Below are 26,188 nucleotides of genomic sequence, written 5' to 3' on the forward strand. Positions count from 1 at the left end.
ATCATGAGAATGAGAAATAAACCGTGGGCTGAGTCCTATCTGATTGAGCATAGTGATATTGTCGATTTGGACGGTTCACACGCACAAGAAGTCAGTAACTGGTTTGAAAAGTCACAGCCTATTCATATTGAAGTGGGCTCGGGCATGGGTAAATTCATCACGACACTTGCAAGTCAAAATCCGAATATTAATTATGTAGCGATTGAGCGAGATAAAAATGTGATGATTCGTGTGTTAGATAAAGTCAATGCGTTGAAACTGACGAATATCAAATTATTGTGTAATGATGCGATAAAGCTAACAGATTATTTTAAAAATGATGAAGTTGATAGAATCTATCTTAACTTTTCTGACCCATGGCCTAAAAAACGCCATGCTAAACGACGTTTAACTTACCCAACATTTTTAGAAATCTACGAGCAAATCTTGAAAAATGATGGGGAGCTTCATTTCAAAACCGATAACCGTGGATTATTTGCATATAGTTTAGAAAGTATGTCGCAATATGGCATGTACTTTACTAAAATCAATTTAAACCTACATCAAGAAGATGAAGGTGACAATATACCAACAGAATACGAACATAAATTTGCTGAAAAAGGCTCTAGAATTTATCGCATGGAAGCCAAGTTTCACAATAAAAATCAATGATGAAGGATCGGGCTGATAAGCATGTCAATGTTTATCAATCCGATTTTTTGCGGCTGTACACTTTATATGGTGGTTATGTGTCTATAATAATTAAGTCGCAAACTTCCGATTGCTTCTTCGAGTCTCGCTTTCCCAGGCGCCTTACCTCAACTAATTTTGGCTTTTATTGTAGCTCATAAGAAGCCAAAATGGATTTTCGGTTTCGGCTCTATGCCTCGGGAGTCTCGACTCGGTACGCAATCTATTTAAGCAATTTCACTATTGAAAAGTGGCATTGCTTACTTTATGAATCACACGTTTTACAGAAGATGCAGAAACGTTACAATCACTTGCGATATCAGTTTCTGAGCGAACTTGTGTTGCTTTATCTAAAATGGCTTTCTGAACATGGTTTGAGATAAAACAGTTATCCTCAACAACATTTGTTTTAGAAGTAAAAGTCCGACCACAAACCCTACATTTAAACATTGTTTTAACAGATTTAAATACACTGCTATCTCTTGGAATCTTAAAAAAGTAATTCGCGATAAACGTTTTCCGTGTTTGTGTATTCGGTTTGGATTCGAATGATAACAGTGAGGACAAGTCATAGGCTTATATGAAAGGGTACCAAAGATGACGTTAGATTTCTGACCTCTAATAACTACATCTTCTTCAACTTTAGTGATTTTAATATTATTATCTTTTAATATATCATTACACATAGGCGCAATATGTCTCCTTTATTTTTGGTTTAGTCACTTAAAATTATAGAGGCATTTGCGCTATTTTTGTACAAAAAAGCAGGATGACTTATGTCATCCCACCATAAAAAATGAAGAACCTTTTTTGCTTTTACTGGCTTTTTAAGGAAGTAGCCAATGAGTTTGCGTATGATGATGTTAACTATAAATATTGTGTATTAGTAAAACTTGATAGTTTACCAGTTGATATCGAGATTGATTCTATCGTCGTGTGTGTTTATAAATGATTGTCTTTTATCTTGCAATTCGTTGCATTGAACTGTCTGAGCGTCTTACAATTAATATATTAAGGAGTGGTAACATGGATATTGGTAAATTTAAAGTTGATGCATTAGATGGTGGCTTTACACAAATGGATGGTGGGGCCATTTTTGGTGTTGTACCTAAACCATTATGGGAAAAACAATATGCAGTGAATGATAAAAATCAAGTTCCGTTAGTCACGCATCCTATTCTAATTCGGACAGGCGATTGTAATATTTTAATTGATGCAGGTATTGGCAATCATAAATTAACTGAGAAGCAATTACGTAATTATGGTGTAATCAATGAGTCTCGTATTAAGGAAGGATTAGCGTGTTTTTCATTAACACCTGAGGAAATAGATCTTGTCTTAATGACACATATGCACTTTGATCATGCGACAGGGCTTACTGACGCTGAGGGGAATGCACAGTTTCCAAATGCGCGCCATTATATACAACAAGATGAGTGGCATGAATTTATAGCACCTAATATCAGAAGCCGAGCAACATATTGGCCAAGTAATAGAGGTACGTATGAAGATCGAATGATTTTATTTGAAGATACGATTGAACCCTATCCGGGCATAAAGATGAAACATACCGGCGGACATAGCTATGGCCATGTTTTAATTGAAATAGAAAGTGATAATGAAAAAGCTGTACACATGGCAGATATTTTTAGCACAGCGGCACATCGTAATCCACTTTGGGTGACTGCCTATGATGATTATCCGATGCAATCGATTAGAGAAAAAGAGCGCTTAACACGTTACTATGCGGCAAACGAATATTGGTTTTTGTTTTATCATGATGTTGAATTTTTTGCGGTACAATTAAGTGATGACTTAAAAAACATTAAAGCGCAAATCTTGAGATAATAAAAAAGGGTGGACATTAAATTGTGTCCAATCCCCTCAGCTATATTTCTATAATGTCAATGATTTGGCCATCATATGCGTCAGCGATAAATTCATAATGGTAAATTTTACCATTGCGCTCAGCACTGATGCCCCCTTTGTATACCTCATATTCGATACCAAATTTACGATATGTTGTCGGTTCATAAAGGATATAAGACCCTGTGACATGTTTAAAGTAGCTTTTAACAGAATCTATGACTTTATTGGCTGGGATATATTTCTGTTTATTCATATTCAGCACATAAAAATAACTTCCTGCAAGAACCACGCCGATTGTGATTGGTATCAATAAAGGCCAGTTTTTTTTCGATAACATAATTCACATCTCCTTGTTGAAGACTTAATTCTAGTTTACCACAGTAGAGATGATATACTAAATAAAGAGACTAAAAAAATAAGGAGTGTGCGATATGACAACAAGTACGATTGAAAAAATTAAGACTTTAACGGAACTACACGGTGCTCCTAATTTTGAACATCGCGTACGTGAATATATGAAAGCGAGTATGACACCTTATGTTGATACATTTGTATATGATCGAATGGGCGGATTTTACGGTGTAAAGAAAAGTAAAAATAAAAATGCGAAACGTGTAATGGTTGCAGCCCATATGGATGAGATTGGATTTATGATCACAGAAGTAACCGCACAAGGTTTGATTAAATTTACGGCCCTTGGTGGAGTGGCAAATGATATTTGGCAAGGGCAACGTCTTAAAATTTTGACACAACAAAATGAAGAAATCATCGGTGTAGTGGCGAATATACCAAGCCACTTTAGAACAGGACAAGAAGGCGCGCCACGCATTGAAGATTTACTTTTAGATATTGGAGAAAGTTCTAAAGAGGATGTTTTAAAGCGAGGCGTACAATTAGGAGACCCTATTGTACCGCACACAGAATTATTACAGTTGTCTGAACACCGATATGCAGCAAAAGCATGGGATAACCGATACGGCTGTGTCATCGGTCTAGAATTACTCGAACAACTTAAAGACGTTGAATTAGATTTTGATTTATATGTTGGCGCGAATGTACAAGAAGAAGTAGGTTTACGAGGTGCTGAAGCGGCTGCTCGTCTGATTAATCCAGATGTCGCTTTTGTTGTTGATTGCTCACCTGCTAACGATATGAAAGGGCGACAAGGTCTTTCGGGTGTACTAGGAGAAGGGGCGCTGTTACGAATTAAAGATGGTACGATGCTACTCAAACCAGCCTTTAAATCTTATTTACAACAAATTGCAGCAGAACACCAGATTCAATATCAACATTATATCTCACCTGGTGGTACTGACGGCGGTGTAATTCATAAATCGAATATTGGTGTGCCAACTGCTGTGATTGGCGTGTGTGCAAGATATATTCATAGTGTGGATGCTGTTTTTGATATTCGTGATTATCAAGCAGCGAATGCATGGTTAACGGCGTCTATCCGTCAATTAGATGATGAAACGATAGAACGATTACAATATCAATAGGAGTGATAGTGATGATTCAATTAGAAAGTGAACAACAATTTAATGCATTTGCGCAAAAAAATACCGTTTTCTTATTTAGTGCAGGTTGGTGTCCAGATTGTCATGTCATTGAGCCGGGTTTACCTGGACTGGAAGAAAAGTACCAACAATTTGACTTTGTAAAAGTGGATCGAGATCAATTCATTGATTTAGCGATTGAGCACGGTATTATGGGCATTCCAAGTTTCTTAGTTTATCAAAATGGTAAGCAAGTGGGTTCTTATATTGGAAAAGAACGAAAAACAGTAGAACAAATCGATGAATTTTTGAGTCAATTTTAAATAGATTTTAACCCTTGGGACATAGTTTTTCTCTAGTCCTAAGGGTATATTTATTGTAAACTAATAAAAGGCATGAAATTAGGAGTGAAAAAATGAATGTCTTTAAAATGAGAGATTTGATTAAGTCACGATTAGAAGATTTAGAGGTTCAATATCAATTTAATCGTAAAGAAGAATCTTTGAGAATTTATCGAACTGATAATCATAAAGGCTTAACAGTTAAACTTTCCCCAATTGTTGCTAAATTCAACAAAGGGCAAGAAAATATTGTTGATGAAATTATTTATTACATTGAAGAAACCATTCATCAAATGAAAGATGAATCCTATAAAGCATTAGATGAAATACGTGTGATGCCTGTCATACGTTCGACAAGTTTTAATGAGAAAACAGATGATGGAAAAGTGTTTATTACTGAACCGCATACTGCTGAAACACGTATTTATTTTGCTCTTGATCTAGGAAAATCGTATCGTCTCATTGATGAAACACTTATGACATCTTTAAAGTTGTCCAAACAACAAATTAAAGAAATGGCGATGTTTAACGTACGTAAACTTGATAATACGTTTACGACAGATGAAGTAAAAGGGAATATCTTTTATTTTATTAATCAAAATGATGGCTATGATGCAAGTCGCATCATGAACGCAAAGCTATTAAGTGAATTTGAAGAACGATGCCAGGGTGAAATGTTAGTCGCCGTTCCACATCAAGATGTGCTCATTATTGCAGATATACGGAACAAAACAGGTTATGACGTGATGGCACATATTACTATGGACTTTTTTGCTAAAGGATTAGTTCCGATAACCTCACTTTCGTTTGCTTATCAAGAGGGGCACTTCGAACCTATCTTCATTTTAGGTAAAAATAATAAGCCTAAAAATCAAGCACATCCTAATGTCGTACATCACTTACGCGCAACTAAAGATAATGATAATCAAAATGAGGAGTAATGAATATGAATTTATTTTATAACCCAACAGGAGTTGGAAACGTTGCATTTTTACAAATTGATCAAGTGGAAGGACCATTTGAATATGAAAGTTATGGAGATGTCGTTGCAATAAAAAAAGAAGGTGAGATCGTCGGCTTTAACCTTTTCAATGCGACAAATCACTTGAGCCTTTCTGGAAAAGGTCATATTAAATTGACGGCATCACATATTGATGACATTCAAAAAATGATTGATGAAACAGATTTGGATTATCAACTTGAAGCGGATTTATCTCCGAAATTTGTAGTAGGTTATGTACAATCAAAAGAAAAGCACCCAGATGCTGATAAACTGAGCGTTTGTCAAATTGATGTGGGTTCTGAAACGTTACAAATCGTCTGTGGTGCACCAAACATTGAGCAAGGTCAAAAAGTTGTTGTTGCCAAAGTTGGAGCTGTAATGCCAAGTGGTATGATTATTAAAGACGCTGAGCTAAGAGGTGTCGCTTCAAGTGGTATGGTTTGTTCAATGAAAGAACTGAACTTGCCTAATGCGCCGCAAGAGAAAGGAATCATGGTTTTAGAAGATAGTTATAAAGTAGGTCAACCATTTTTCGATGAATAAAGGAAGGTTGTGAAATCAATGAGCTGGTTTGATCAATTATTTGGTGAAGATGATAAAAGCTATTCATCACAACGTTCAAAACGAAGAAAAAGCGAGCAACAGAAAAGTCAAATTAAAAGTGATCTTGTACCGCAAAGTAACGATATTTACCAAAGACCAAGAGGTAAATTCCGCTTTCCAATTCATATGTATGAGCAACATAGAGAGCCAACACAAGATCATACTGCAACAGCTAAACAACATAAAGAAAACGTGTCACAACATACACCACACACTTTAATTACAGATCGTAAACAGCGTCGTCATCGCGGTATGCATCAGCAACCATCGCAAGCCTCTGAACAAGTATCTAAACAAGATAACATTCAATATTCCAACAATCAGCGTTATCATAAAAATCAGCATGTCGGATCGCAATATACACGCCATGCTAAAAATCATTTTCCTGAAAAGCCAAATTATCACCAGAAGGAATTTAGAGCAAGTGAGGTACCTTCAGCGATATTTGGAACAAAACAACATAAGAAAATTGAAAATAGTGGATTAAAGCAACCACCTGGCACGCGTCATGCTGAAGATACGCATGAAGCATCAAAGGTCAAATCAACAAGTTCAAGCAATAAAAACGAAACTCAATCAAATAGCAAAGCACAAAATTCTCAAAAAGGTACACCTTCTGGTCCAAGAAGTAACACCGTTAATATTGAAAATATTTATGCGTCTCAAATTGTTGAAGAAATTCGTCGTGAACGCGAGAAAAAAGTGCTACAAAAGAAACGTTTTCAAGAGGAACTTAAGAAAAAACGTGAACATCAAGCGAATGATACACAAAATGAGCTGCAAAAAGCGATTGACGATATGCATTCGGCACAAGCACGTCAGTTATTAGGTGAGCAATATGATACATCTATAGAGGACGCCGATGATGACGTTCCTACAACGGCTGAAGATACGCCACAATTAAATGTTGAAGAAACTGAATCACAAGATCAGAATCATGATTATACGTATGAAGAAGTTGATTTGGCACAATTTGATGAGCCATCTTCTGCAAGTGTAGAGACAGCTGAGGACTTGTCAGTACAACAACCGCGAGAATTACAAACATCTGAGGAAACGACTGATAATACGGCATTAGAAGACTATGAAGACAATTTTGAAAGTGAATGGCATCAAGAAAATGAGAATGATGCAATGGATAGTAATGCCACAGATATGAGTAATGCCTCTGACAATGAGGATAATGAAGAAAATGAAAACACTGTGGCGAGCTTTGAGGATAAGGATGTAAAAGCTAAAGATACCGTCCAGTTAGAACCTGTGCTAAAACCAGAGCTTCATCGTGATAAAACGAATGAATCCAATCATGTAGAGGTCCAAAAAACGACAGATTCTAATGATGAAGAAAGTCAATCAAATGACGATAAAGTCAATGCGACAACTGATAAAAAGCAAACAAAACCGACTATCACGCCGATACGTAAAGGAAGCAAGCCTTTTAATGTTGTTATGACACCGTCAGATAAAAAAAGAATTATGGATCGACAAAAGAAAATCCAACAGTTCAATCCAAGTCATAACGAAGTGAAAGATGATAGACATCAACAATCATCACAAGCGGAAGATGCAATTTCAAATGAAAATACACAAGGTGCAGTAATTGCTGACAATCCAACGCAACAAACATCTGTTAATGAAGATTTGTCTACTACGTCAGAGCAACGAGAAGTTGAATCTTCAATGACGACGGTACATAATCAAAATTTTGTTGAAGATACCCAATCTACAGCATCAAAACAAGAAGAAAAGGTTGTTCGACGTGGGCCTAATTTGAATTTGCCAAGTATTGCACTACTGGATGAGCCTGAAATTCAAGAACGTGATGAAGCCTGGATTTCTGAGAAAAAACAAGAGTTAAACGATGCCTTTTATTATTTCAATGTTCCAGCAGAAGTTGTCAATGTTATCGAAGGTCCAAGTGTGACACGTTTTGAATTATCTGTTGAAAGAGGGGTAAAGGTTTCAAGAATCACTGCTTTGCAAGATGATATTAAAATGGCGCTTGCAGCGAAAGATATACGTATTGAAGCCCCTATACCGGGTACAAGTTTGGTAGGTATAGAAGTCCCTAATCAACATGCGACAAAAGTTAATTTAAGATCGATTATCGATACACAAGTATTTAAAAATGCGGAATCAAAATTAACAGTTGCAATGGGAAATCGAATCAATAACGAACCGTTACTTATGGATATAGCTAAAACACCGCATGCTTTAATAGCAGGTGCCACGGGTTCAGGTAAATCTGTCTCTATTAACAGTATTTTAATTTCATTGTTGTATAGAAACCATCCAGAAGAATTAAAACTACTTTTAATTGACCCTAAAATGGTTGAACTTGCACCTTATAATGATTTACCACATCTCGTTGCACCAGTCATTACAGATGTAAAAGCTGCGACGCAAAGTTTGAAGTGGGCTGTGGATGAAATGGAAAGACGTTATAAGCTTTTTGCACAAGCACATGTCCGTAACATATCAGCATTCAACAAAAAAGTGTCCTATGATCAACGCATTCCTAAAATTGTGATTGTCATAGATGAGCTTGCAGATTTAATGATGATGGCGCCTCAAGATGTAGAGCAATCTATTGCACGATTGGCACAAAAAGCACGTGCATGTGGTATTCATATGTTAGTGGCAACACAAAGACCATCAGTCAATGTCATTACGGGATTGATTAAAGCAAATATACCTACTCGAATTGCATTTATGGTATCATCGAGTGTGGATTCTAGAACCATTTTAGATAGTGGTGGCGCCGAACGCCTTCTTGGTTATGGGGACATGTTGTATCTTGGTGGTGGCATGAATAAGCCGATACGTGTTCAAGGAACTTTTGTGTCAGATGATGAAATTGATGCTGTGGTTGATTTTATTAAATCACAACGAGAGCCTGAATATTTATTCCAAGAGCAAGAGTTATTACAAAAAACGGAAGCACCTGTTAAGGATGAATTATTCGATGACGTATGCGCATTTATGGTACGAGAAAACCATATTTCAACTTCCTTAATACAACGCCATTTTCAAATCGGTTATAATCGAGCAGCACGTATCATTGATCAATTAGAACAACTGGGTTTTATCTCTGGGGCAAATGGATCAAAACCACGTGATGTATATCTTACAGAGTCTGAATTAAATGAGCTTTAGTGTGGAAAAAGAGAAAGGAGCGATGAAACAATGACGAAATACCATTTTGTTGGTATTAAAGGTGCTGGGATGAGCTCATTAGCGCAAATTATTTATGATTTGGGCTATGATGTTCAAGGATCAGATATAGACCAGTACGTTTTTACTGAAATTGCATTAAAAAATAAGGGGATTAAAATATTACCATTTACCGCGGATAATATTACTGAGGGGTTAACCATTATTCAAGGTAATGCATTTAATGATTCACATGAAGAAATCGCTCGTGCACATGAACTCGGTTTAAAAGTGATTCGTTATCACGATTTTTTAAGCGAAGTCATCAACCAGTACATATCCGTTGCAGTGACAGGTGCGCACGGCAAAACTTCAACGACTGGTTTGTTGTCTCATGTAATGAATGGTGATAAAAAGACGTCATTTTTAATTGGTGACGGTACAGGTATGGGGCTGCCTCAAAGTGAGTATTTCGCTTTTGAAGCTTGTGAATACCGACGTCATTTTCTAAGTTATCAACCAGACTATGCGATTATCACGAATATCGATTTTGATCATCCAGATTATTTCAAAGATGTGGATGATGTCATTAATGCTTTCCAAGGGATGGCAAACAATGTTAAAAAGGCGATTATCGCATGGGGTGATGATCCTTACGTTAAAGAAATTAATGTGAATATTCCAGTTTATTATTATGGCTTCGATCCATCAATGGATGTTTCTGCACAAAATATCGAAGTTACAGATAAAGGAACAGCATTCGATGTTTATATTAAAGGTGAGTATTATGATCATTTTGTCTCACCACAATATGGTGATCACAATATTTTAAATGCCTTGGCTGTATTAACTGTAAGTTACCTTGAAAAGTTAGATGTAGACAATATTAAAGAAGCGTTGATTACTTTCGGTGGTGTAAAACGTCGCTTTAATGAAACATTTGTACAAAATCAAGTATTAGTAGACGATTATGCCCACCATCCAAGAGAAATTAGTGCTACAATTGAGACAGCTAGAAAAAAATATCCTAATAAAGAAGTGGTTGCGATTTTTCAACCACATACTTTCTCTCGAACAAAAGCATTTTTACAAGAGTTTGCAGATGTGTTAAGTGATGCAGATCAAACTTATTTGTGTGATATTTTTGGTTCCATTCGTGAAAATCAAGGTGAATTGTCAATTGAAGACTTATTACAACGGATTGATGGGGCACACTTGATTTCAGAAGATAATGTTGACCAATTAGAGAAACATGACGATGCTGTACTTCTTTTTATGGGTGCAGGAGACATTCAAAAGATTCTCAAAGCATACATGGAAAAAGTTAGTGTTGAACATGGGTTTTAATGTTTGAGTTTCAAGAGGTTGGGTATTAAAGTAAAATAAATAGCATATTATTTAATGTCATTAGGAGGCGTTTACGAATGGAATGGATTTTACCTATTGCAGGAATCATCGCAGCAATTGCATTTTTAATCTTGTGTATTGGTATCGTAGCTGTATTGGTTTCTGTTAAAAAGAACTTGGACCATGTGGCTAAAACACTTGATGGTGTTGAAGGTCAAATTCAAGGGATTACACGTGAATCAACTGACCTGCTACACAAAGCAAATCGTTTAACTGAAGATATCCAAGACAAAGCAAATCGCTTAAACTCTGTGGTTGACGCAGTAAAAGGTATTGGTGATTCAGTGCAAACATTAAACGGTTCAGTGGATCGTGTAACTCACTCAATTACACATAACATTTCACAGAACGAAGACAAAATTTCACAAGTTGTTCAATGGTCTAATGTTGCAATGGAAATTGCTGATAAATGGCAAAATAGAAAAAGCCGCCGTGGAAGTGCAGCTTATAAAACGAACAACGTAGCAGATGATGCAAATCGTGGCCAAGGTCATCAACATTCACATTCTTTATCTAACGATGAATTAGTGAATAATGAATATAAAAATAAAGACTTAAACGATTTCTCAACTGACCCAGAATCAGTAAATACAAAGTATACGACTTTAAATGACTCTGATTCTAAACACAAATAATAAGTTCAGATTTTGAATAGGCTTTAAACAGAATGCACTTAAATGAGTTTAATACTTGATTTAAGTGCATTTATTAATAGGAGGGGACGATTGGATGGAAAAATATAATCGAGACTTATACACTAAAGGTTTAGAAAGTTATGAAGTGCCTCATTATGAAGAAGGAAACAAAGGTTTAGATTTCGTATTCGGCTTTGTAGCAGGTGCTATTTTAGGAAGTGCGTTAGGTATTGTTTTAAAACCAGGATCAGCACAAAGAAAGAATAAAAATCGCAATCAAACTGTGAACGTCAACGAACAATCTGTACAATTGAGAGAAGAAGCACAACGTAAAGCAGAAGCACTTAAAGCGCAAGCAAGACAAATTAGAGATGAAAAAGCAAGTGCTACACAAAAACCTGAAAATAAAGAGAACGTAACGTCTTCAGAACTAGAAGCGCAACGTCGTGCGATTCGAAGCGAAGTGGATTCAGATCGTTTAGAACAACCTACGCGTAATCATGATCAATCAACAAAGTCTACTGACCTAAAAAATCATAAAAATGAAAGTGTAGCAACAGCGGCTGCTACGCCTGTTCAACAAGAAAATTCTCAATCATCAACAGCTACAAAAACGCAAAACAAACAAGCTGTACAAGATGATACCGTTGCAGCACAACAACGCGCGATTCGTAATGAAGTCGATTCAGATCGTTTAGCGGGTCAAGCTGCTGATCAAAACAATGGTAAAGCACAAGTAGATGATAAAGGTCAAAAATCAGATAGCCAGGCACATGCTACAGCACAATCATCAAATAAACCGCAACCGCATAGTGAAGCACAATTTGAAAATGGTGTGATTACGCATGATACTTCTCATAAAGAGAACAAACAAAAAGATGACTTTAAACTTTCATCTGAACATAATCAAGCTGTATCTGAAGAAGCTAAAAAAACAAATAGTAAAGTAGACAAACATACTTTCAACAATAAATAACATCAATTTAAAATAACGAAAATGAGACATTAATCTCAAAAATAATAGCGCTAAGATGATTTTTAATAGAAAATCGTTTTAGCGCTTTTTTATGATATGACTTCACTTTATGAGATGCAACAGCCTCAATTTGTCGTTTCCGCTAATTCTATTTTAAATTAGGCTTATTGCTCATTGTTTAAGCCATTCAATATCCTCAACTCAACTAAAATGTGCCCACAAATCTGAATCGTTTTCTCTGATGCAAGAAAAGTTTATAATAAAACTAGAAAATGGTATAATTGATATTAAATTTTAAATTTTCTGTCAAAATACATTGACTTACTGCGCAATATATTCTACAGTTTTAATAATTAGTAGTTTATGTTTATATATTATTGTGGAGAATGGGTTGAAATTAAGGGATATTATTGATAATATACTCAATATCCACTTGAAGTTTTATTGCTTTAAAGCAAGTTAGAAAATGATTGGTTGAGGTGAAAGATATGACAAGTAAATTAGAAGCATACAGAAAGCAGATTGAAGATATCAATGGACAAATTTTAGATTTATTATCAAAACGTGGAGAGCTTGCTCAAAAAATCGGTGAGGAAAAACGTAAACAAAGCACAGTAGTTTATGATCCGCAACGTGAAAAAGAAATGCTCAATACATTAATTGATAAAAACCAAGGTCCATTTAATGATAATGTAATTAAACAACTGTTTAAAGAAATATTTAAAGCCTCAACAGATTTACAAAAGTCAGATAATGAAAAGCACCTCTATGTTTCTCGTAAACTGAAACCTGAAGATACCATTGTTCATTTTGATAATGGTGGCATTATAGGAGAAGGTGTAAAATCATTTGTATTTGGCCCTTGTTCTGTAGAATCATATGAACAAGTTGAAGCTGTTGCTAAGAATTTACACGCCAAAGGTGAAAAATTCATTCGTGGTGGTGCATTTAAACCACGTACATCTCCGTATGATTTCCAAGGATTAGGAGAAGAAGGCCTTAAAATATTAAAACAAATTAAAGATAAATATGATTTAAATGTTGTCAGTGAAATTGTACATCCAAACGATTTTGAAATTGCAGATCAATATTTAGATGTATTTCAAATCGGTGCACGAAATATGCAAAACTTCGAATTGTTAAAAGAAGCTGGTCGTACGAAAAAACCAATTTTGTTAAAACGTGGATTATCCGCAACAATTGAAGAATTTGTTTATGCAGCTGAATACATTGCTTCAGAAGGTAACCAAAATATTATTTTATGTGAACGTGGTATTCGTACATACGAAAAAGCAACGCGTAACACTTTAGATATTTCTGCTGTTCCAATTTTGAAGCAAGGCACACATTTACCAGTTATGGTTGACGTGACACATAGTACAGGAAGAAAAGACATTATGTTACCAACTGCTAAGGCAGCATTAGCTGTAGGTGCGGATGGTGTTATGGCTGAGGTACACCCTGAACCTTCTGTTGCGTTAAGTGATAGTGGTCAGCAAATGGATTTAAATGAATTTGATGCATTCTACAATGTACTCAAACCGCTGTCAGATTTATATAATCAACAAAAGATTAAATAATTTTTGTGTAACAACCTTTATAAAAAACCAAGACAAACCAAGCTAAAATTCAATATGATTTTTCCTAAGCGGCGAAGCTATTTTTTGATGAATGGTTTCGTCGCTTTTGGTGCTTTATATTTAAAATAATTATTTCCATTATATATATTGATAGAAAAGAAAATAAGATATCAATAAAACAATGAGTATATATATCATTTTGACAATAATTACGTTATAATATTATTTTTAAATATGACAAAAATTTGACAAGAAAGCGTTTTAGATTTCTAAATTTGTCAATTTATGATAAACTTTGAAAATGACATGAAAACGTATTAAAATAAACAATAAAGCGTTTTCGAGGAGGGACTTTCAATATGACTGTAACCATTTATGATGTTGCTCGAGAAGCACGTGTCTCGATGGCAACAGTGTCAAGAGTTGTGAATGGGAATCAAAATGTAAAACCTGAAACAAGAGATAAAGTAAACGAGGTTATTAAACGTTTAAACTATAGACCTAATGCCGTTGCGAGAGGTTTAGCAAGTAAGCGTACGACGACAGTTGGCGTTATCATCCCTGATATTTCTAATATCTATTACTCTCAATTAGCGCGAGGTCTAGAAGATATTGCAACGATGTATAAATATCATACAATCATATCAAACTCTGATAACGATCCTGAAAAGGAAAAAGAGATTTTTAATAATTTATTAAGTAAACAAGTAGATGGTATTATCTTTCTTGGGGGCACTTTAACGGAAGATATTAAAGAACAAATTAGCCGCGCTTCAATACCGGTTGTGGTTTCTGGTACGAATGGTAAAGACGACGGTATTGCTTCAGTTAATATTGATTTTGTTAAAGCAAGTGAAGAAGTCACTGAAAAGCTTGTTCAATCAGGTGCAACGAAATTTGCTTTTGTGGGTGGAGGCTATTCAAAAAAAGCACAAGAAGATGCATATGATGGACTTAAAAAGGCGTTAGAAAAACATAATTTATCTGTGGATCAACATCTGTTATATGTAGGAAATGAAACTTATAAAGATGGGTTACGCGCATTTGAGAAATTAAGTGAATATCGTCCAGATGTTGTGTTGTCTATTAGTGATGAACAAGCAATAGGCATTGTTCACGCCGCTTTAGATTATGGTCTAGAAGTACCTAAAGATATTCAAGTTGTTAGCTTTAACAATACACGCTTAGTTGAAATGGTACGGCCACAATTATCAAGCGTCATTCAACCTTTATACGATATTGGTGCGGTAGGGATGCGTTTACTTACTAAATATATGAATAACGAAGATATTGAAGATCATAACGTTATTTTGCCACATAAAATTCAATATCGTGGTACGACACGCTAATATTCAATTCAAACTCAAAGAAGCTGTGAAGACATTTATGAAAATAGATTTCTTCACAGCTATTTTTTTAAGATTTTGGTTATTAAAACCAGCTTAAAATGTTAGAGGCCACTTGTTCATTCTGTTTCGTGATGGCTTCTCTTCTTGGAATTTCTTGATAATCTTCAAACTGTTCCTCCCAGTATTCAGGAATTGGAACAGGACTATAATGGCGCCACTTGTTCAGCCAAGCTTCTGGTAATTTTCCTGATAACGGTGGTTGGTGTATTAAGCTTAAATAAATATGACTCCAAGCTCTAGGTACGACACGCCAAATATTATAACCACCACCGCCTAACATGATTTGCTTTCCGTCACAATATTTTTCTGCTAAATCCGTAATAATATAAGGGATTTCATAAAGTGTATTTAAGTTGCAACTCATATGTGTCAGTGGATCTAAATAATGAATATCTGAACCATTGACACTCACAATGAAATCAGGTTGAAATGCTTCTGCAACCTTTCCTACTGTTTTTTTAAAGACATCGATAAAAGAATCATGCTCTGTATAAGGTTCTAAAGGCACGTTGATACAATAGCCAAAACCTTGATCGGTGCCTCTCTCAGTGTAGTGTCCTGAACCAGGAAATAAAAATTTTCCTGTTTCATGAATTGAATAATTCATAATTTGATTTGAAGTAAAAAAACGCCATTGCACACCATCCCCATGATGCGCATCAGTATCAATGTACAATACGCGTTGATGGTATCGTTCATTGAGATATTTCATGTAAATGGCTGCATCATTATAAACACAAAAACCACTTGCTCGTCCTTCGTGTGCATGATGAAGCCCTCCAGCAAGATGACAACCATTTCTAAACTGGCCTGTCATGATGGCATCAACCAGATTCAATCCGCCTCCGATAATGGTAGCTGTGCTACGATGAATCGTTGAAAATATATGTGTATCCTCATCCCCTAAACCATATTTTTGTTGTTCGTCAATAGTTAAAATATTCTTTTCCCCACGTTTTACGGCTTCAATATAGTCATAATTATGAACGGTTGCAATCTCATTTGTTGTGGCTTGTCTTGGCTTAATAATCTGTGAATCTGACAAGTAACCCGTTGCTTTTAATAATTCGGTGGTTAACTTAACACGCATTTGATTAAATGGATGTTTATTATGGAAGCGATACCGTAAAAGCGCGTCTGAATAGACATAACCTGTTTGTTGTGACTGTTCTTTCATGCCACACACCCCCTAGAAAAAGAAACGATTCATAAACCGTATATTGTCGAATTCTGTCATTTGATCGACTGTTATATTTTTGCCAATTCGAGCCATTAAGCAGTTTGCAGGATGACTCGTAATTTCAGGGTCATCTGTAGCAAATACTTCCAATCCGCCATGCGACATCATTGCTTGCATCAGTTTTTTATATTCAAAAACATCTAAACCAGAATTTTTCAAATCCCAATGCCAATAATATTCAGTTGTGATGACAATGTAATCCTCAAATTCAGGACTGCGTGTACTGACTTTTAATAACGCGTTTCCTAATCCTAGACCACGATAGGGTAGGCTAATTTCTATAGCACCTAATTCAAGTAAATAAGGGAGATTTCCTGTTGACCATCTTTCCATTGGATCAGGATATAAATAAGTGACATAACCAATAATATGCTGGGCTTTTCTAATGATATAAATGCGACCTTCGTCTAAAGTACTTATATCTTGGATGGCTTCGAATTGCGCAATGGGTATACGAAACGCATCAAGTCCTTCGTCAAATGTCATTGTTTGTAGATAATCTTTTGAAACAGGACCTTCAATCACAAAGGTTTGACCAGCTTTTTCGTAACTTTCAAATTCGTATGTTTTTACATGAGACATGACGGTAGCTCCTTTCTTACGTATTACACTACATTTATTATAATGTAACTTTTGTGAATTTTCATCTTGTAGTCAGAATAAGTATAATATTTTGAAAACAATAGTCGAGTACGCTATAATATTTTTGAAAGCGATTACAAAAGGGGGTACTCGTGATGAAAGTCGAAGTATACAAAGGGGAACAAGGAGATTTCAACCTAACGAATTATCAAGAAACATATCAAAATTTCGATTGGAAAGAAGTCGAAAAAGCTTTTTCGTGGTATGAAACTGGAAAGGTCAATATGGCATATGAATGTATCGATCGCCATGTGAATGAAGGTAAAGCGGATAAAATTGCTTTAAATTATAAAGATGAGAATCGAAAAGAAAGCTACACATTTAAAGAAATGCAAGATAAAACAAATCAAGCCGCAAATGTGCTCAAAGAACAAGCGCATGTTCAAAAAGGAGATCGCGTTTTTATTTTTATGCCAAGAACGCCTGAACTCTATTTCGCTTTCTTTGGTATTCTTAAGATAGGTGCAATTGTTGGACCGTTATTTGAAGCATTTATGGAAAAAGCAGTGAAGGATCGTTTAGAAAATAGTGACGCTAAGGTTATTATTACAACGAATCAACTATTATCTCGAATTCCTAAAGACCAACTGCCGCATTTAGAAACAATTGTGGTTGTAGATGACCACGTTGAAGCTGATTATGTCGATTTTAATCAAGCATTGGCCGAGGCGGATACGTCATTCGACATCGAATGGTTAAACCGTGAAGATGGTTTAATATTACATTATACATCGGGATCGACAGGTCAACCAAAAGGTGTATTACATGTTCAGAACGCAATGTTGTTACATTATATTTCAGGTCGTTATGTTTTAGACTTTCATGAAGATGATATTTATTGGTGTACTGCTGATCCAGGTTGGGTTACTGGTACATCTTACGGTATTTTTGCACCGTGGTTAAATGGTGTCACAAACTGTATTGCTGGTGGCCGCTTTTCACCTGAGGGTTGGTACAGCATGATTGAGGATTTCAATGTGACCATTTGGTATACAGCACCGACTGCTTTAAGAATGTTAATGAGTGCTGGCGATGATTTGGTGGCAAAATATGATCTTTCCTCTGTTAAAAGTATTTTATCTGTAGGTGAACCTTTGAATCCTGAGGTCATTAAATGGGCTAAAAAAGTTTATCATAAACGTGTTTTAGATACATGGTGGATGACAGAGACTGGTGGTCACATGATTGTTAATTATCGCAATATGGATATTAAATTAGGTTCGATGGGTAAACCGTTACCAGGTATTGAAGCTGCAATTATCGATAACGAAGGTCATATCTTACCACCAAATCGCATGGGGAATTTGGCGATAAAAAAAGGTTGGCCGTCAATGATGCGTGAAATTTGGAAAAATCCTGAGAAATATCGCTCTTACTTTATTGGTGATTGGTATGTTTCGGGTGATTCCGCATATCAAGATGAAGATGGTTATTTCTGGTTCCAAGGTCGTGTTGACGATGTCATCATGACAGCTGGTGAAAGAGTGGGCCCATTTGAAGTTGAATCTAAGTTAGTCGAGCATGAAGCTGTTGCTGAAGCGGGTGTTATTGGGAAGCCCGATCCTGTACGTGGAGAGATTATCAAGGCTTTTGTTGCACTTCGTCAAGGATACGAACCTTCTGACGCATTGAAAGAAGATATTCGGAAATTTGTTAAAGAAGGGCTTGCTGCACATGCTGCACCGAGAGAAATCGAATTTAAGGAAAAACTGCCTAAAACGCGATCAGGTAAAATTATGCGTCGTGTGCTTAAAGCTTGGGAATTAGATTTGCCAACTGGTGATTTAAGCACAATGGAAGATTAAAGTGTTTATTGAAAAATTCATCGAACTTTATAAATTTAAATCAATAGCAGCATGAAATGCATAAAGATGTCTAGATTGTGCAAGGCTTGGATAGTTAAAGCTTTGCTCAATTCTAGTCATCTTTATTTTGGGGAGGACAATAAAATGATATTGTCAATCAAGACGCTGTTTAAAGATTTTTTCATTTTTTAAAGACGATTTACTTTATTTTTATATTTTAAGGGGACTGATTGATTAGGCTTAGTATTATAAGGGATTAAAAAAACATTATTGCCGAATAAAAATACAAGGATTTAAGTGTGAGGTTTTCCAAAATATGTTTGATATTTTGTTCGACATTGTCATCATTGTCCGTTATGATGAGTGATAAAGGGCGGGTAATATATACACACTCTCTTTCTTACAGTTAAGTGATGTAGATTGAATATTCGCGTTGAGTTCAATTTTTCACATGCTGTTCTGTTTCTAAACATTGATTTACATACTAACACTAAATTTTTAAAGGGGTTGACTATGGTGAGTCATTTATCAGATTTGGAAATTGCGAACCAATCGACATTAAGACCAATTCAAGAAATTGCTGAACGTGCAGGTATTTCTGAGGATGCCTTAGAACAATATGGGCATTATAAAGCAAAAATTGACATTTCTAAAGTAGCAACGAAGGGGACGAAAGGTAAAGTAGTCTTAGTGACTGCGATGAGTCCTACACCAGCTGGTGAAGGTAAATCAACTGTAACGGTTGGTCTTGCTGATGCATTTAAGCAAATTAATCAAAATGTCATGGTTGCTTTACGTGAACCTGCCTTAGGTCCGACATTTGGTATTAAAGGCGGCGCAACAGGAGGCGGATACGCACAGGTGTTGCCGATGGAAGACATTAACCTTCATTTTAATGGCGATTTTCATGCGATTACTACAGCCAATAATGCTTTATCTGCATTTATTGATAATCACATTCATCAAGGAAACGCATTAGGTATTGATCAACGACGTATTGAATGGAAACGTGTGTTGGACATGAACGATAGAGCATTACGTCAAGTCATTGTTGGTCTTGGTGGTCCAACGCAAGGGGTACCACGTGAAGATGGTTTTAATATTACGGTGGCTTCTGAAATTATGGCAATATTATGCTTAAGCACAGGAATAAAAGATTTAAAAGAAAATATTGCTAAGATTACAATTGGCTATACACGTGATCGTCAACCTGTCACTGTTAGAGATTTAGAAGTTGAAGGTGCTTTAGCGATGATTTTAAAAGATGCGATTAAGCCAAACCTTGTTCAAACAATTGAAGGAACACCTGCATTGGTACATGGTGGACCATTCGCGAATATTGCACATGGTTGTAACTCTATCATCGCAACTGAAACAGCACGTGACTTAGCTGATATCGTCGTCACAGAAGCAGGTTTTGGTTCAGACTTAGGTGCTGAAAAGTTTATTAACATTAAATCAAGAAAAGCTGGCTTTGAACCTGATGCAGTTGTCGTTGTTGCAACAATACGTGCGCTAAAAATGCATGGTGGTGTAGCGAAAGATCAACTAAAAGAAGAAAATGTAGATGCATTAAAAGCAGGTATTCAAAATTTAGAGCGTCATGTTAACAATATTCGTAAATTTGGTGTGGAACCCGTTGTAGCTTTGAATGCGTTTATCCACGACACAGAAGCCGAATTTGAGTATGTTGAACAATGGGCTAAAGCGAACAATGTACGTCTTTCTCTGACTGAAGTGTGGGAAAAAGGCGGTAAAGGTGGCGTTGATTTAGCAGAAAAAGTGTTAGAAGTCGTCAATACGCCAAATGACTTTAAACGACTTTATGAATTGGAGTCACCGCTTGAAGAAAAAATCGAAAAAATCGTTAAGGAAATATATGGTGGTTCTAAAGTGACATTTTCTTCAAAAGCACAAAAACAATTACAACAATTTAAAGAAAATGGTTGGGATCACTATCCAGTATGTATGGCAAAGACACAATATTCTTTCTCAGATGATCAAACACGATTAGGTGCACCGACTGGGTTTGAAATTACAATTCGTGAATTAGAGGCGAAAACGGGTGCTGGTTTCATTGTTGCATTAACGGGTGCGATTATGACGATGCCAGGATTACCTAAAAAACCTGCCGCATTAAATATGGATGTGACAGATGACGGCCATGCCATTGGCTTGTTCTAAATGGATGTGCAAAAGCAATAGTTAAATTAAATAAAAATAAGGCAGGAATCAGAAGGGTTTGACTTCGATTTCTGCCTTTTACTGTGTTCGATAGAGGTGGTTGTATATATCATAGGATAGGGCGCGTTGATATTGTTGAGATGAAATCATTTTTTCGACACGCATGCGTTTGAGTACATAATGTTGTCTGTTAATAGAAAGATTAACTGCTTGCTTATCTTTCAACTGGCCATCTTTAGTGAAAGGGGTATATACATAAGGGCTTTGTAGTAACCCTGTAATATAAGCTGATTCAGCGATGTTAAGGTCATGGGGTGGTTTGCCAAAAATACCGTATGAAGCAGATGTAATTCCTGTAATGTTTTGACCGTGTGTATCTAAGCCAAAGGGAACAAGATTTAAATAAGTATAAATGATTTCTTGCTTGGTCATAATATGCTCAATTCGCAACGCATACATAATTTCTTTTGCTTTTCTATCGTAGGTGCGTTCATTCGTGAGTACTTGATTTTTTACAAGTTGCTGGGTAATGGTGCTCCCACCTGTCGCAAATTTAGTGTCAAAAATATCTTGATACATTGCACGTAATATCGCTTTCGGTAGAATACCATTATGTGTATAAAAATCTGCATCTTCAGAAGCGACTAATGCTTTTGTTACATAAGGGGACACCTCGGCTGGACCTGCAATTAGAGGTGGTTCTTGTTGATTGTAGACTGCAATTAAATTCTCCTTTTCGGGATGCGCCAAGTTCAGTTCTGGAAGGCGTGTAATTTGACGCATCAATTCATGGTTATCAATCGACTTTGCATCTGAGACAATACTTGCAAAGTAACCTAGAGTAAGGCCGGATAGAAAAATCAGACCTAATAATATAAATATAATAAAGGAAAAAATTGTCTGTTTGATTCTTTTAAAATAATAATCATACCGCTCTAGAAATGAAGTCGCTTGATTTGGATAATTTGTTGTTAACTTCATACGCCATGACCTCCATATATTAATCAAAGTATAGCATATTTTAAAAAAGGTGTCCGAAGTCACTTTTAAGTTGTATTTGACATCGATTTTGGAAGGTTATATAATAAAATGCAATTACATAACGTATTGAAATTGAGGACAAGTAATTTTTGTAATTATATCAAGAGAGTCAGTGGGTGGTGCAAACTGATTATAATACATTAATGAATACACCTCTTAATTGAATTTCATCGTTTGGCAATGAACGTATCATTGTAAGAGTTCCAAGTATGGTGGTAACGTGCTTCAAAGCGCCCTTACAGTTTGCATGTAAGCGGTGCTTTTTATTTTTGATAATTTTAATTAGGGAGGTTATTTTTATGACAAATGCATTATTAGAAGAATTAAGCTGGAGAGGTTTAATTTATCAACAAACAGATGAAGAAGGTATAGAAGCGCTTTTAAATAAAGAGAAAGTCAAATTATATTGTGGTGCAGATCCAACTGCTGATAGTTTGCATATCGGGCATCTCTTACCTTATCTTACTTTACGTCGATTTCAAGATGCGGGTCATAGACCGATTGTCCTTGTCGGTGGCGCTACTGGTATGGTAGGAGACCCATCTGGTAAATCTGAAGAACGTTTATTACAAACTGAAGAACAAGTTGAACGAAATGTTCAAGGAATAAAGAAACAAATGGAGCAATTGTTTGATTTCAATACTGAAAATGGTCCTATTTTAGTAAACAATAAAGACTGGTTAGGACAAATTTCATTGTTAACATTTTTACGTGATTACGGTAAACATGTGGGTGTCAATTACATGCTTGCTAAAGATTCTATCCAATCACGACTCGAACGTGGTATTTCATATACTGAATTCACGTATACGATTCTTCAAGCCATTGATTTTGGTCATTTAAACCGTGAATATGACTGTCGAATTCAAATTGGTGGCTCTGATCAATGGGGAAACATTACAAGTGGTATTGAATTAATGCGCCGTATGTTTGGTGTGAATGATGTCTATGGCCTTACTATCCCATTAGTCACTAAAGCAGATGGGAAAAAATTTGGTAAATCTGAATCAGGAACAGTATGGTTGGATAAAGAAAAGACAAGCCCATATGAATTTTATCAATTTTGGATTAACACTACAGATGAAGATGTCATCAAGTTCTTGAAATATTTTACATTTTTATCTCAAGATGAAATCGCTGACTTAGAGGTTTCTGTTCAAACAGAACCGCATTTGAGAAAAGCACAAACAACATTAGCGGAAAGTGTAACACGCTTCATTCATGGTGAGGATGCTTTAGAGGAAGCGAAACGCATTTCTCAAGCCTTATTTAAAGGGGACCTTAAAGCATTAACTTCACAAGAAATCAAAGCCGGATTTAAAGATGTACCTCAAGTGACTTTATCTCGTGAAACGACAAACATCGTGGACGCGCTTGTAGAAACTAAAATTTCACCATCTAAGCGTCAAGCACGTGAAGATGTTAATAATGGTGCAATTTACATTAACGGGGAAAGACAGCAAGCTTTAGATTATACATTATCTGAATCAGATCGTTACGATGATACATTTACAATTATTCGCCGTGGTAAGAAAAAATACTTTATGGTGAATTTTGAGTAATTGAAATCAACTAAATAGGCTCATTATTCGCTAATGCTTATCGTTTTTAATTGACTTTGATATGATGCATTATAAATAAGCATTTCGATATAAAACCCAAACTCAATAGCGCTAAGATGGTTTTTAATAAAACCGTCGTAGCGCTTTTTTTGATGTCTTTTAGGTTGAATGGGATGATTTTTTTCTTAACTAGACAACTTCAACGCTTGTATCATTTCAATCATCTGGGTAGCAAGTTTTGAATTAACTTTAAAATAAATAAGGAACTGTTCAAGAAAAAATCCGAGATTTTCGTGATATTTTACGAAAACCTCGGATGATGCCGATGATTAAACTGTTTTTACGCCAAGCTCTTTTGTAAAGACTGGGTATAGCTCATTTATGAAGTTTTATTTGACTCAGATAATTTAACATCCACATCTTTAGTTTTGCCGTCACGATTAATTTTTAACGTGATATGTTCGCCTGGTTTTTTGTTTTTATACAGATAGGATCTTAAATCTGTGTCACTATCTACCTTTTTGCCATCAATTCCTGTTATGATATCACCTTTTTTGATATCAATATCACGACGTTGAACTTCAGCAACATAAATACCAGAATCAGAGTGAATACTATTGCGATATTGTTGAGGTATTTCTGAAATATTGATTATACCGATAGATGGTCGTTTCACTTCGCCATGCTTAACTAATTCTTCAATCACAAGTTTCACTTCATTACTTGGGATTACAAAACCAATGCCTTCAACTTGAGGTGCAGAAATTTTCATCGAGTTAATGCCGACTAAGTTTCCGTTAATATCAACCATTGCGCCACCAGAGTTACCAGGATTTATCGCAGCATCTGTTTGAAGCACTGTGACTTTATTTGGCCCTGCCGAAGTGTTAGCCTCAATTGTTCGTTCATTTGCAGAAATAATACCTGAAGTGACTGTATTTGAAAATTCTAAGCCTAATGGGTTACCCATTGCAAACACGCTATCCCCAGTTTTAACTTTTGATGAATCAGCGAAAGTGATTGCCTTAATATCATCTCGGTCTTTAATTTTAAGCACAGCAATGTCAGTTAATGGGTCTGTTCCAACTAATTTAGCATCTACTTGTTTAGAATTATGTAATTGCACTTTAATTGAAGAAGCGCCCTCAATCACATGGTTATTAGTGACAATAAATGCATCCCCATTATTTTTTTGATAAATGACACCTGAACCAATTCCTGTCGGTTCGGCTTTAGTCGATTTGCCTCTTAACAGATCTTCAAGACTTTGTGCTTGTTGTTCATTGATCACACCTACAATTGCAGGGGATTGATCTTTTATCATTTCATTCACAGATTTGTATTTGTTGCTCTTTCCATCTAACGTATTGCCACCATTATCATTTTTGGCCACATTTACTTGCGAGCCATTATGACCTTCGAATAGTGAGCCGTTTGAAAAAAGTCCTGCCACGCCTAATACTATTAAACCGCCTAACAATCCTGCGATTAAAGAAATCAAAACGATTTTGAGCCAAGGCAGTTTCGGTTTTCGTGGAGGAGGTGGATTATAACTGTGAGTTGAAGAGAAGCGTTGATCACTGCTTCTTTGATTTAGATTTTCGTTTTCATGTGGTGTCCCATGATTTTGTTGTTCATTATCAAAATCTCGCATAAAATTCCTCCTTTAATTCATATTATGATTGTTTTCAATCTATATTACCAGTATGATGTTATCAGACTTTAGATGTATCTTATGGAATGGTTGTTGAATCACAATCGAAGTGATAGAATTTAAAGGGTTAAAAAATGATAAAGCAGGTGTGAGAATGTTATATAAAATTATAGGTAATGTGATTGATTTCATTATTGTGAAAGTATTGAGAAATTTAGAGGTGTTAGGAAAAGAAAATCAACCCGCAAACAATCAGTATGTGGTGACATGCAATCATGAAAGTTACAATGAAATCATTTTACTGGGTGTAGCTTTATTACCGAATCAGATTCACTTTATGGCTAAGCAAGAACTATTTCAAAATAAATGGTTTGGTAAGTTTTTAACACAGTTAAATGCATTTCCAGTTAATCGTGAAAATCCGGGACCGAGCACGTTAAAAATCCCCGTAAAATTATTGAAAGAGAATAAAACGGTTGGAATTTTTCCATCTGGTCACCGTACGAGTGAAGAAGTACCTTTAAAGCGTGGGGCATCTACGATTGCGATGCTTGCTAAACAGCCTATATTACCTGCAGCATATGTAGGACCTACTCAAATTAGAGGGTTATTTACTAAAAAAGCTTATATTAAATTTGGTGAACCGATTAGTACTACGGATATCCCTAAAGAATTAAATCGCCAAGAAAAGGTTGATTATATTACACAGCAAATCAGCGCGCGTACAAAACAATTGCAAGATGAATTAAACGCATATGTTAACCAAAAATAGGTTTTAAAATCAACGGAAAAGTATAAAGAGATGCTTTTCTGTTGTTTCTATTTAAAGTAGTGCCTATTAACAGGTTTAATTATAGCCAGATTGATACACGGGGATTTTCCTAAAAGAAAATCATGTTATAATAGTTTTGTCAGAATT

The 26,188-nt window shown here is 35.7% G+C and carries 21 protein-coding genes and 1 pseudogene; 16 read left to right on the forward strand and 6 right to left on the reverse strand.

The features are described 5' to 3' along the window. Window positions 1-3: 3 nt before the first annotated feature. A complete protein-coding gene (gene trmB / locus MUA40_RS05150; RefSeq protein ID WP_016425372.1) occupies window positions 4-651 on the forward strand; it encodes a tRNA (guanosine(46)-N7)-methyltransferase TrmB in 648 nt (215 codons plus the stop codon). Between the two features lie 368 nt (window positions 652-1,019). Here the strand turns inward: trmB and MUA40_RS05155 are convergent, their stop codons facing one another. Continuing rightward, complete coding sequence (locus tag MUA40_RS05155) at window positions 1,020-1,355, reverse strand: hypothetical protein (protein ID WP_262569979.1); 336 nt, start codon at window positions 1,353-1,355, stop codon at window positions 1,020-1,022. 340 nt (window positions 1,356-1,695) lie between these two features. Here MUA40_RS05155 and MUA40_RS05160 point away from each other — a divergent pair, with 340 nt between their 5' ends. Continuing rightward, on the forward strand, window positions 1,696-2,517 hold the full coding sequence (locus MUA40_RS05160) for a YtnP family quorum-quenching lactonase (RefSeq protein WP_262569980.1): 822 nt from the start codon (window positions 1,696-1,698) through the stop codon (window positions 2,515-2,517). Window positions 2,518-2,557: 40 nt separating this feature from the next. Here MUA40_RS05160 and MUA40_RS05165 read toward each other — a convergent pair whose 3' ends face one another. Next, on the reverse strand, window positions 2,558-2,875 hold the full coding sequence (locus MUA40_RS05165; protein ID WP_016425369.1) for a hypothetical protein: 318 nt from the start codon (window positions 2,873-2,875) through the stop codon (window positions 2,558-2,560). Between the two features lie 94 nt (window positions 2,876-2,969). On the opposite strand from MUA40_RS05165, the gene MUA40_RS05170 reads away from it, so the two are divergent. From MUA40_RS05170 to ccpA, 10 genes and pseudogenes are all read left to right on the forward strand, one after another. After that, window positions 2,970-4,037 (forward strand): M42 family metallopeptidase, encoded by a 1,068-nt coding sequence (locus tag MUA40_RS05170; RefSeq protein WP_016425368.1) that lies wholly within the window; start codon window positions 2,970-2,972, stop codon window positions 4,035-4,037. 11 nt (window positions 4,038-4,048) lie between these two features. Further along, window positions 4,049-4,357, forward strand: a complete 309-nt coding sequence (locus MUA40_RS05175; protein ID WP_016425367.1) for a thioredoxin family protein — start codon at window positions 4,049-4,051, stop codon at window positions 4,355-4,357. A 92-nt stretch (window positions 4,358-4,449) separates the two neighbouring features. Further along, window positions 4,450-5,316: a DUF1444 domain-containing protein gene (locus MUA40_RS05180; protein WP_016425366.1), complete on the forward strand. Its 867-nt coding sequence runs from the start codon at window positions 4,450-4,452 to the stop codon at window positions 5,314-5,316. Between the two features lie 5 nt (window positions 5,317-5,321). Next, complete coding sequence (gene ytpR / locus MUA40_RS05185) at window positions 5,322-5,921, forward strand: YtpR family tRNA-binding protein (protein ID WP_194369323.1); 600 nt, start codon at window positions 5,322-5,324, stop codon at window positions 5,919-5,921. Between the two features lie 18 nt (window positions 5,922-5,939). Continuing rightward, on the forward strand, window positions 5,940-9,137 hold the full coding sequence (locus tag MUA40_RS05190; protein WP_262569981.1) for a DNA translocase FtsK: 3,198 nt from the start codon (window positions 5,940-5,942) through the stop codon (window positions 9,135-9,137). 30 nt (window positions 9,138-9,167) lie between these two features. Then, the gene (murC, locus tag MUA40_RS05195; RefSeq protein ID WP_016425363.1) at window positions 9,168-10,481 is read left to right on the forward strand and encodes a UDP-N-acetylmuramate--L-alanine ligase; all 1,314 of its coding nucleotides are present in this window, start codon (window positions 9,168-9,170) and stop codon (window positions 10,479-10,481) included. Window positions 10,482-10,558: 77 nt separating this feature from the next. Next, window positions 10,559-11,020 (forward strand): annotated as a pseudogene (locus MUA40_RS05200) (DUF948 domain-containing protein); the annotation flags it as partial. A gap of 250 nt (window positions 11,021-11,270) precedes the next feature. Then, window positions 11,271-12,152: a hypothetical protein gene (locus tag MUA40_RS05205; RefSeq protein ID WP_016425361.1), complete on the forward strand. Its 882-nt coding sequence runs from the start codon at window positions 11,271-11,273 to the stop codon at window positions 12,150-12,152. A gap of 488 nt (window positions 12,153-12,640) precedes the next feature. Beyond that, entirely contained in the window at window positions 12,641-13,732 is a 1,092-nt protein-coding gene (locus MUA40_RS05210) for a bifunctional 3-deoxy-7-phosphoheptulonate synthase/chorismate mutase (RefSeq protein WP_016425359.1), read from the forward strand. Window positions 13,733-14,091: 359 nt separating this feature from the next. After that, a complete protein-coding gene (gene ccpA / locus MUA40_RS05215; protein WP_016425358.1) occupies window positions 14,092-15,081 on the forward strand; it encodes a catabolite control protein A in 990 nt (329 codons plus the stop codon). Between the two features lie 82 nt (window positions 15,082-15,163). Here the strand turns inward: ccpA and MUA40_RS05220 are convergent, their stop codons facing one another. Both MUA40_RS05220 and MUA40_RS05225 read right to left on the reverse strand, forming a co-directional pair. Beyond that, complete coding sequence (locus tag MUA40_RS05220; protein WP_167732987.1) at window positions 15,164-16,318, reverse strand: acetoin utilization protein AcuC; 1,155 nt, start codon at window positions 16,316-16,318, stop codon at window positions 15,164-15,166. A 12-nt stretch (window positions 16,319-16,330) separates the two neighbouring features. After that, window positions 16,331-16,963: a GNAT family protein gene (locus MUA40_RS05225; RefSeq protein ID WP_016425356.1), complete on the reverse strand. Its 633-nt coding sequence runs from the start codon at window positions 16,961-16,963 to the stop codon at window positions 16,331-16,333. A 155-nt stretch (window positions 16,964-17,118) separates the two neighbouring features. On the opposite strand from MUA40_RS05225, the gene acsA reads away from it, so the two are divergent. Next, complete coding sequence (gene acsA, locus MUA40_RS05230; RefSeq protein ID WP_126496547.1) at window positions 17,119-18,828, forward strand: acetate--CoA ligase; 1,710 nt, start codon at window positions 17,119-17,121, stop codon at window positions 18,826-18,828. A 516-nt stretch (window positions 18,829-19,344) separates the two neighbouring features. Next, window positions 19,345-21,012: a formate--tetrahydrofolate ligase gene (locus MUA40_RS05235; RefSeq protein ID WP_037559297.1), complete on the forward strand. Its 1,668-nt coding sequence runs from the start codon at window positions 19,345-19,347 to the stop codon at window positions 21,010-21,012. 78 nt (window positions 21,013-21,090) lie between these two features. Here MUA40_RS05235 and MUA40_RS05240 read toward each other — a convergent pair whose 3' ends face one another. Further along, entirely contained in the window at window positions 21,091-21,993 is a 903-nt protein-coding gene (locus MUA40_RS05240) for a biosynthetic peptidoglycan transglycosylase (RefSeq protein WP_167732988.1), read from the reverse strand. 359 nt (window positions 21,994-22,352) lie between these two features. Between MUA40_RS05240 and tyrS the strand changes: the two genes are divergently transcribed. Further along, complete coding sequence (tyrS, locus tag MUA40_RS05245; RefSeq protein WP_126496546.1) at window positions 22,353-23,615, forward strand: tyrosine--tRNA ligase; 1,263 nt, start codon at window positions 22,353-22,355, stop codon at window positions 23,613-23,615. Window positions 23,616-23,994: 379 nt separating this feature from the next. Here the strand turns inward: tyrS and MUA40_RS05250 are convergent, their stop codons facing one another. Further along, a complete protein-coding gene (locus tag MUA40_RS05250; protein ID WP_262569983.1) occupies window positions 23,995-25,269 on the reverse strand; it encodes a S1C family serine protease in 1,275 nt (424 codons plus the stop codon). A 154-nt stretch (window positions 25,270-25,423) separates the two neighbouring features. On the opposite strand from MUA40_RS05250, the gene MUA40_RS05255 reads away from it, so the two are divergent. Then, window positions 25,424-26,041 carry a lysophospholipid acyltransferase family protein gene (locus tag MUA40_RS05255; RefSeq protein WP_016425350.1) on the forward strand — a complete coding sequence of 206 codons (618 nt, stop codon included), beginning with the start codon at window positions 25,424-25,426 and terminating at the stop codon, window positions 26,039-26,041. Window positions 26,042-26,188 lie beyond the last annotated feature (147 nt).

The organism is Staphylococcus schleiferi (assembly GCF_025558325.1).
Classification (GTDB): domain Bacteria; phylum Bacillota; class Bacilli; order Staphylococcales; family Staphylococcaceae; genus Staphylococcus; species Staphylococcus schleiferi.

Bases quoted from the DNA above. Each gene is read 5' to 3' on its own strand.
- trmB (WP_016425372.1), top strand. From the start codon at position 4: ATGAGAATGAGAAATAAACCGTGGGCTGAGTCCTATCTGATTGAGCAT.
- MUA40_RS05170 (WP_016425368.1), top strand. From the start codon at position 2,970: ATGACAACAAGTACGATTGAAAAAATTAAGACTTTAACGGAACTACAC.
- MUA40_RS05225 (WP_016425356.1), bottom strand. From the start codon at position 16,963: ATGTCTCATGTAAAAACATACGAATTTGAAAGTTACGAAAAAGCTGGT.
- MUA40_RS05160 (WP_262569980.1), top strand. From the start codon at position 1,696: ATGGATATTGGTAAATTTAAAGTTGATGCATTAGATGGTGGCTTTACA.
- MUA40_RS05175 (WP_016425367.1), top strand. From the start codon at position 4,049: ATGATTCAATTAGAAAGTGAACAACAATTTAATGCATTTGCGCAAAAA.
- acsA (WP_126496547.1), top strand. From the start codon at position 17,119: ATGAAAGTCGAAGTATACAAAGGGGAACAAGGAGATTTCAACCTAACG.
- MUA40_RS05250 (WP_262569983.1), bottom strand. From the start codon at position 25,269: ATGCGAGATTTTGATAATGAACAACAAAATCATGGGACACCACATGAA.
- MUA40_RS05205 (WP_016425361.1), top strand. From the start codon at position 11,271: ATGGAAAAATATAATCGAGACTTATACACTAAAGGTTTAGAAAGTTAT.
- MUA40_RS05165 (WP_016425369.1), bottom strand. From the start codon at position 2,875: ATGTTATCGAAAAAAAACTGGCCTTTATTGATACCAATCACAATCGGC.
- MUA40_RS05220 (WP_167732987.1), bottom strand. From the start codon at position 16,318: ATGAAAGAACAGTCACAACAAACAGGTTATGTCTATTCAGACGCGCTT.
- tyrS (WP_126496546.1), top strand. From the start codon at position 22,353: ATGACAAATGCATTATTAGAAGAATTAAGCTGGAGAGGTTTAATTTAT.
- ytpR (WP_194369323.1), top strand. From the start codon at position 5,322: ATGAATTTATTTTATAACCCAACAGGAGTTGGAAACGTTGCATTTTTA.
- MUA40_RS05210 (WP_016425359.1), top strand. From the start codon at position 12,641: ATGACAAGTAAATTAGAAGCATACAGAAAGCAGATTGAAGATATCAAT.
- murC (WP_016425363.1), top strand. From the start codon at position 9,168: ATGACGAAATACCATTTTGTTGGTATTAAAGGTGCTGGGATGAGCTCA.
- ccpA (WP_016425358.1), top strand. From the start codon at position 14,092: ATGACTGTAACCATTTATGATGTTGCTCGAGAAGCACGTGTCTCGATG.
- MUA40_RS05190 (WP_262569981.1), top strand. From the start codon at position 5,940: ATGAGCTGGTTTGATCAATTATTTGGTGAAGATGATAAAAGCTATTCA.
- MUA40_RS05255 (WP_016425350.1), top strand. From the start codon at position 25,424: ATGTTATATAAAATTATAGGTAATGTGATTGATTTCATTATTGTGAAA.
- MUA40_RS05155 (WP_262569979.1), bottom strand. From the start codon at position 1,355: ATGTGTAATGATATATTAAAAGATAATAATATTAAAATCACTAAAGTT.
- MUA40_RS05240 (WP_167732988.1), bottom strand. From the start codon at position 21,993: ATGAAGTTAACAACAAATTATCCAAATCAAGCGACTTCATTTCTAGAG.
- MUA40_RS05180 (WP_016425366.1), top strand. From the start codon at position 4,450: ATGAATGTCTTTAAAATGAGAGATTTGATTAAGTCACGATTAGAAGAT.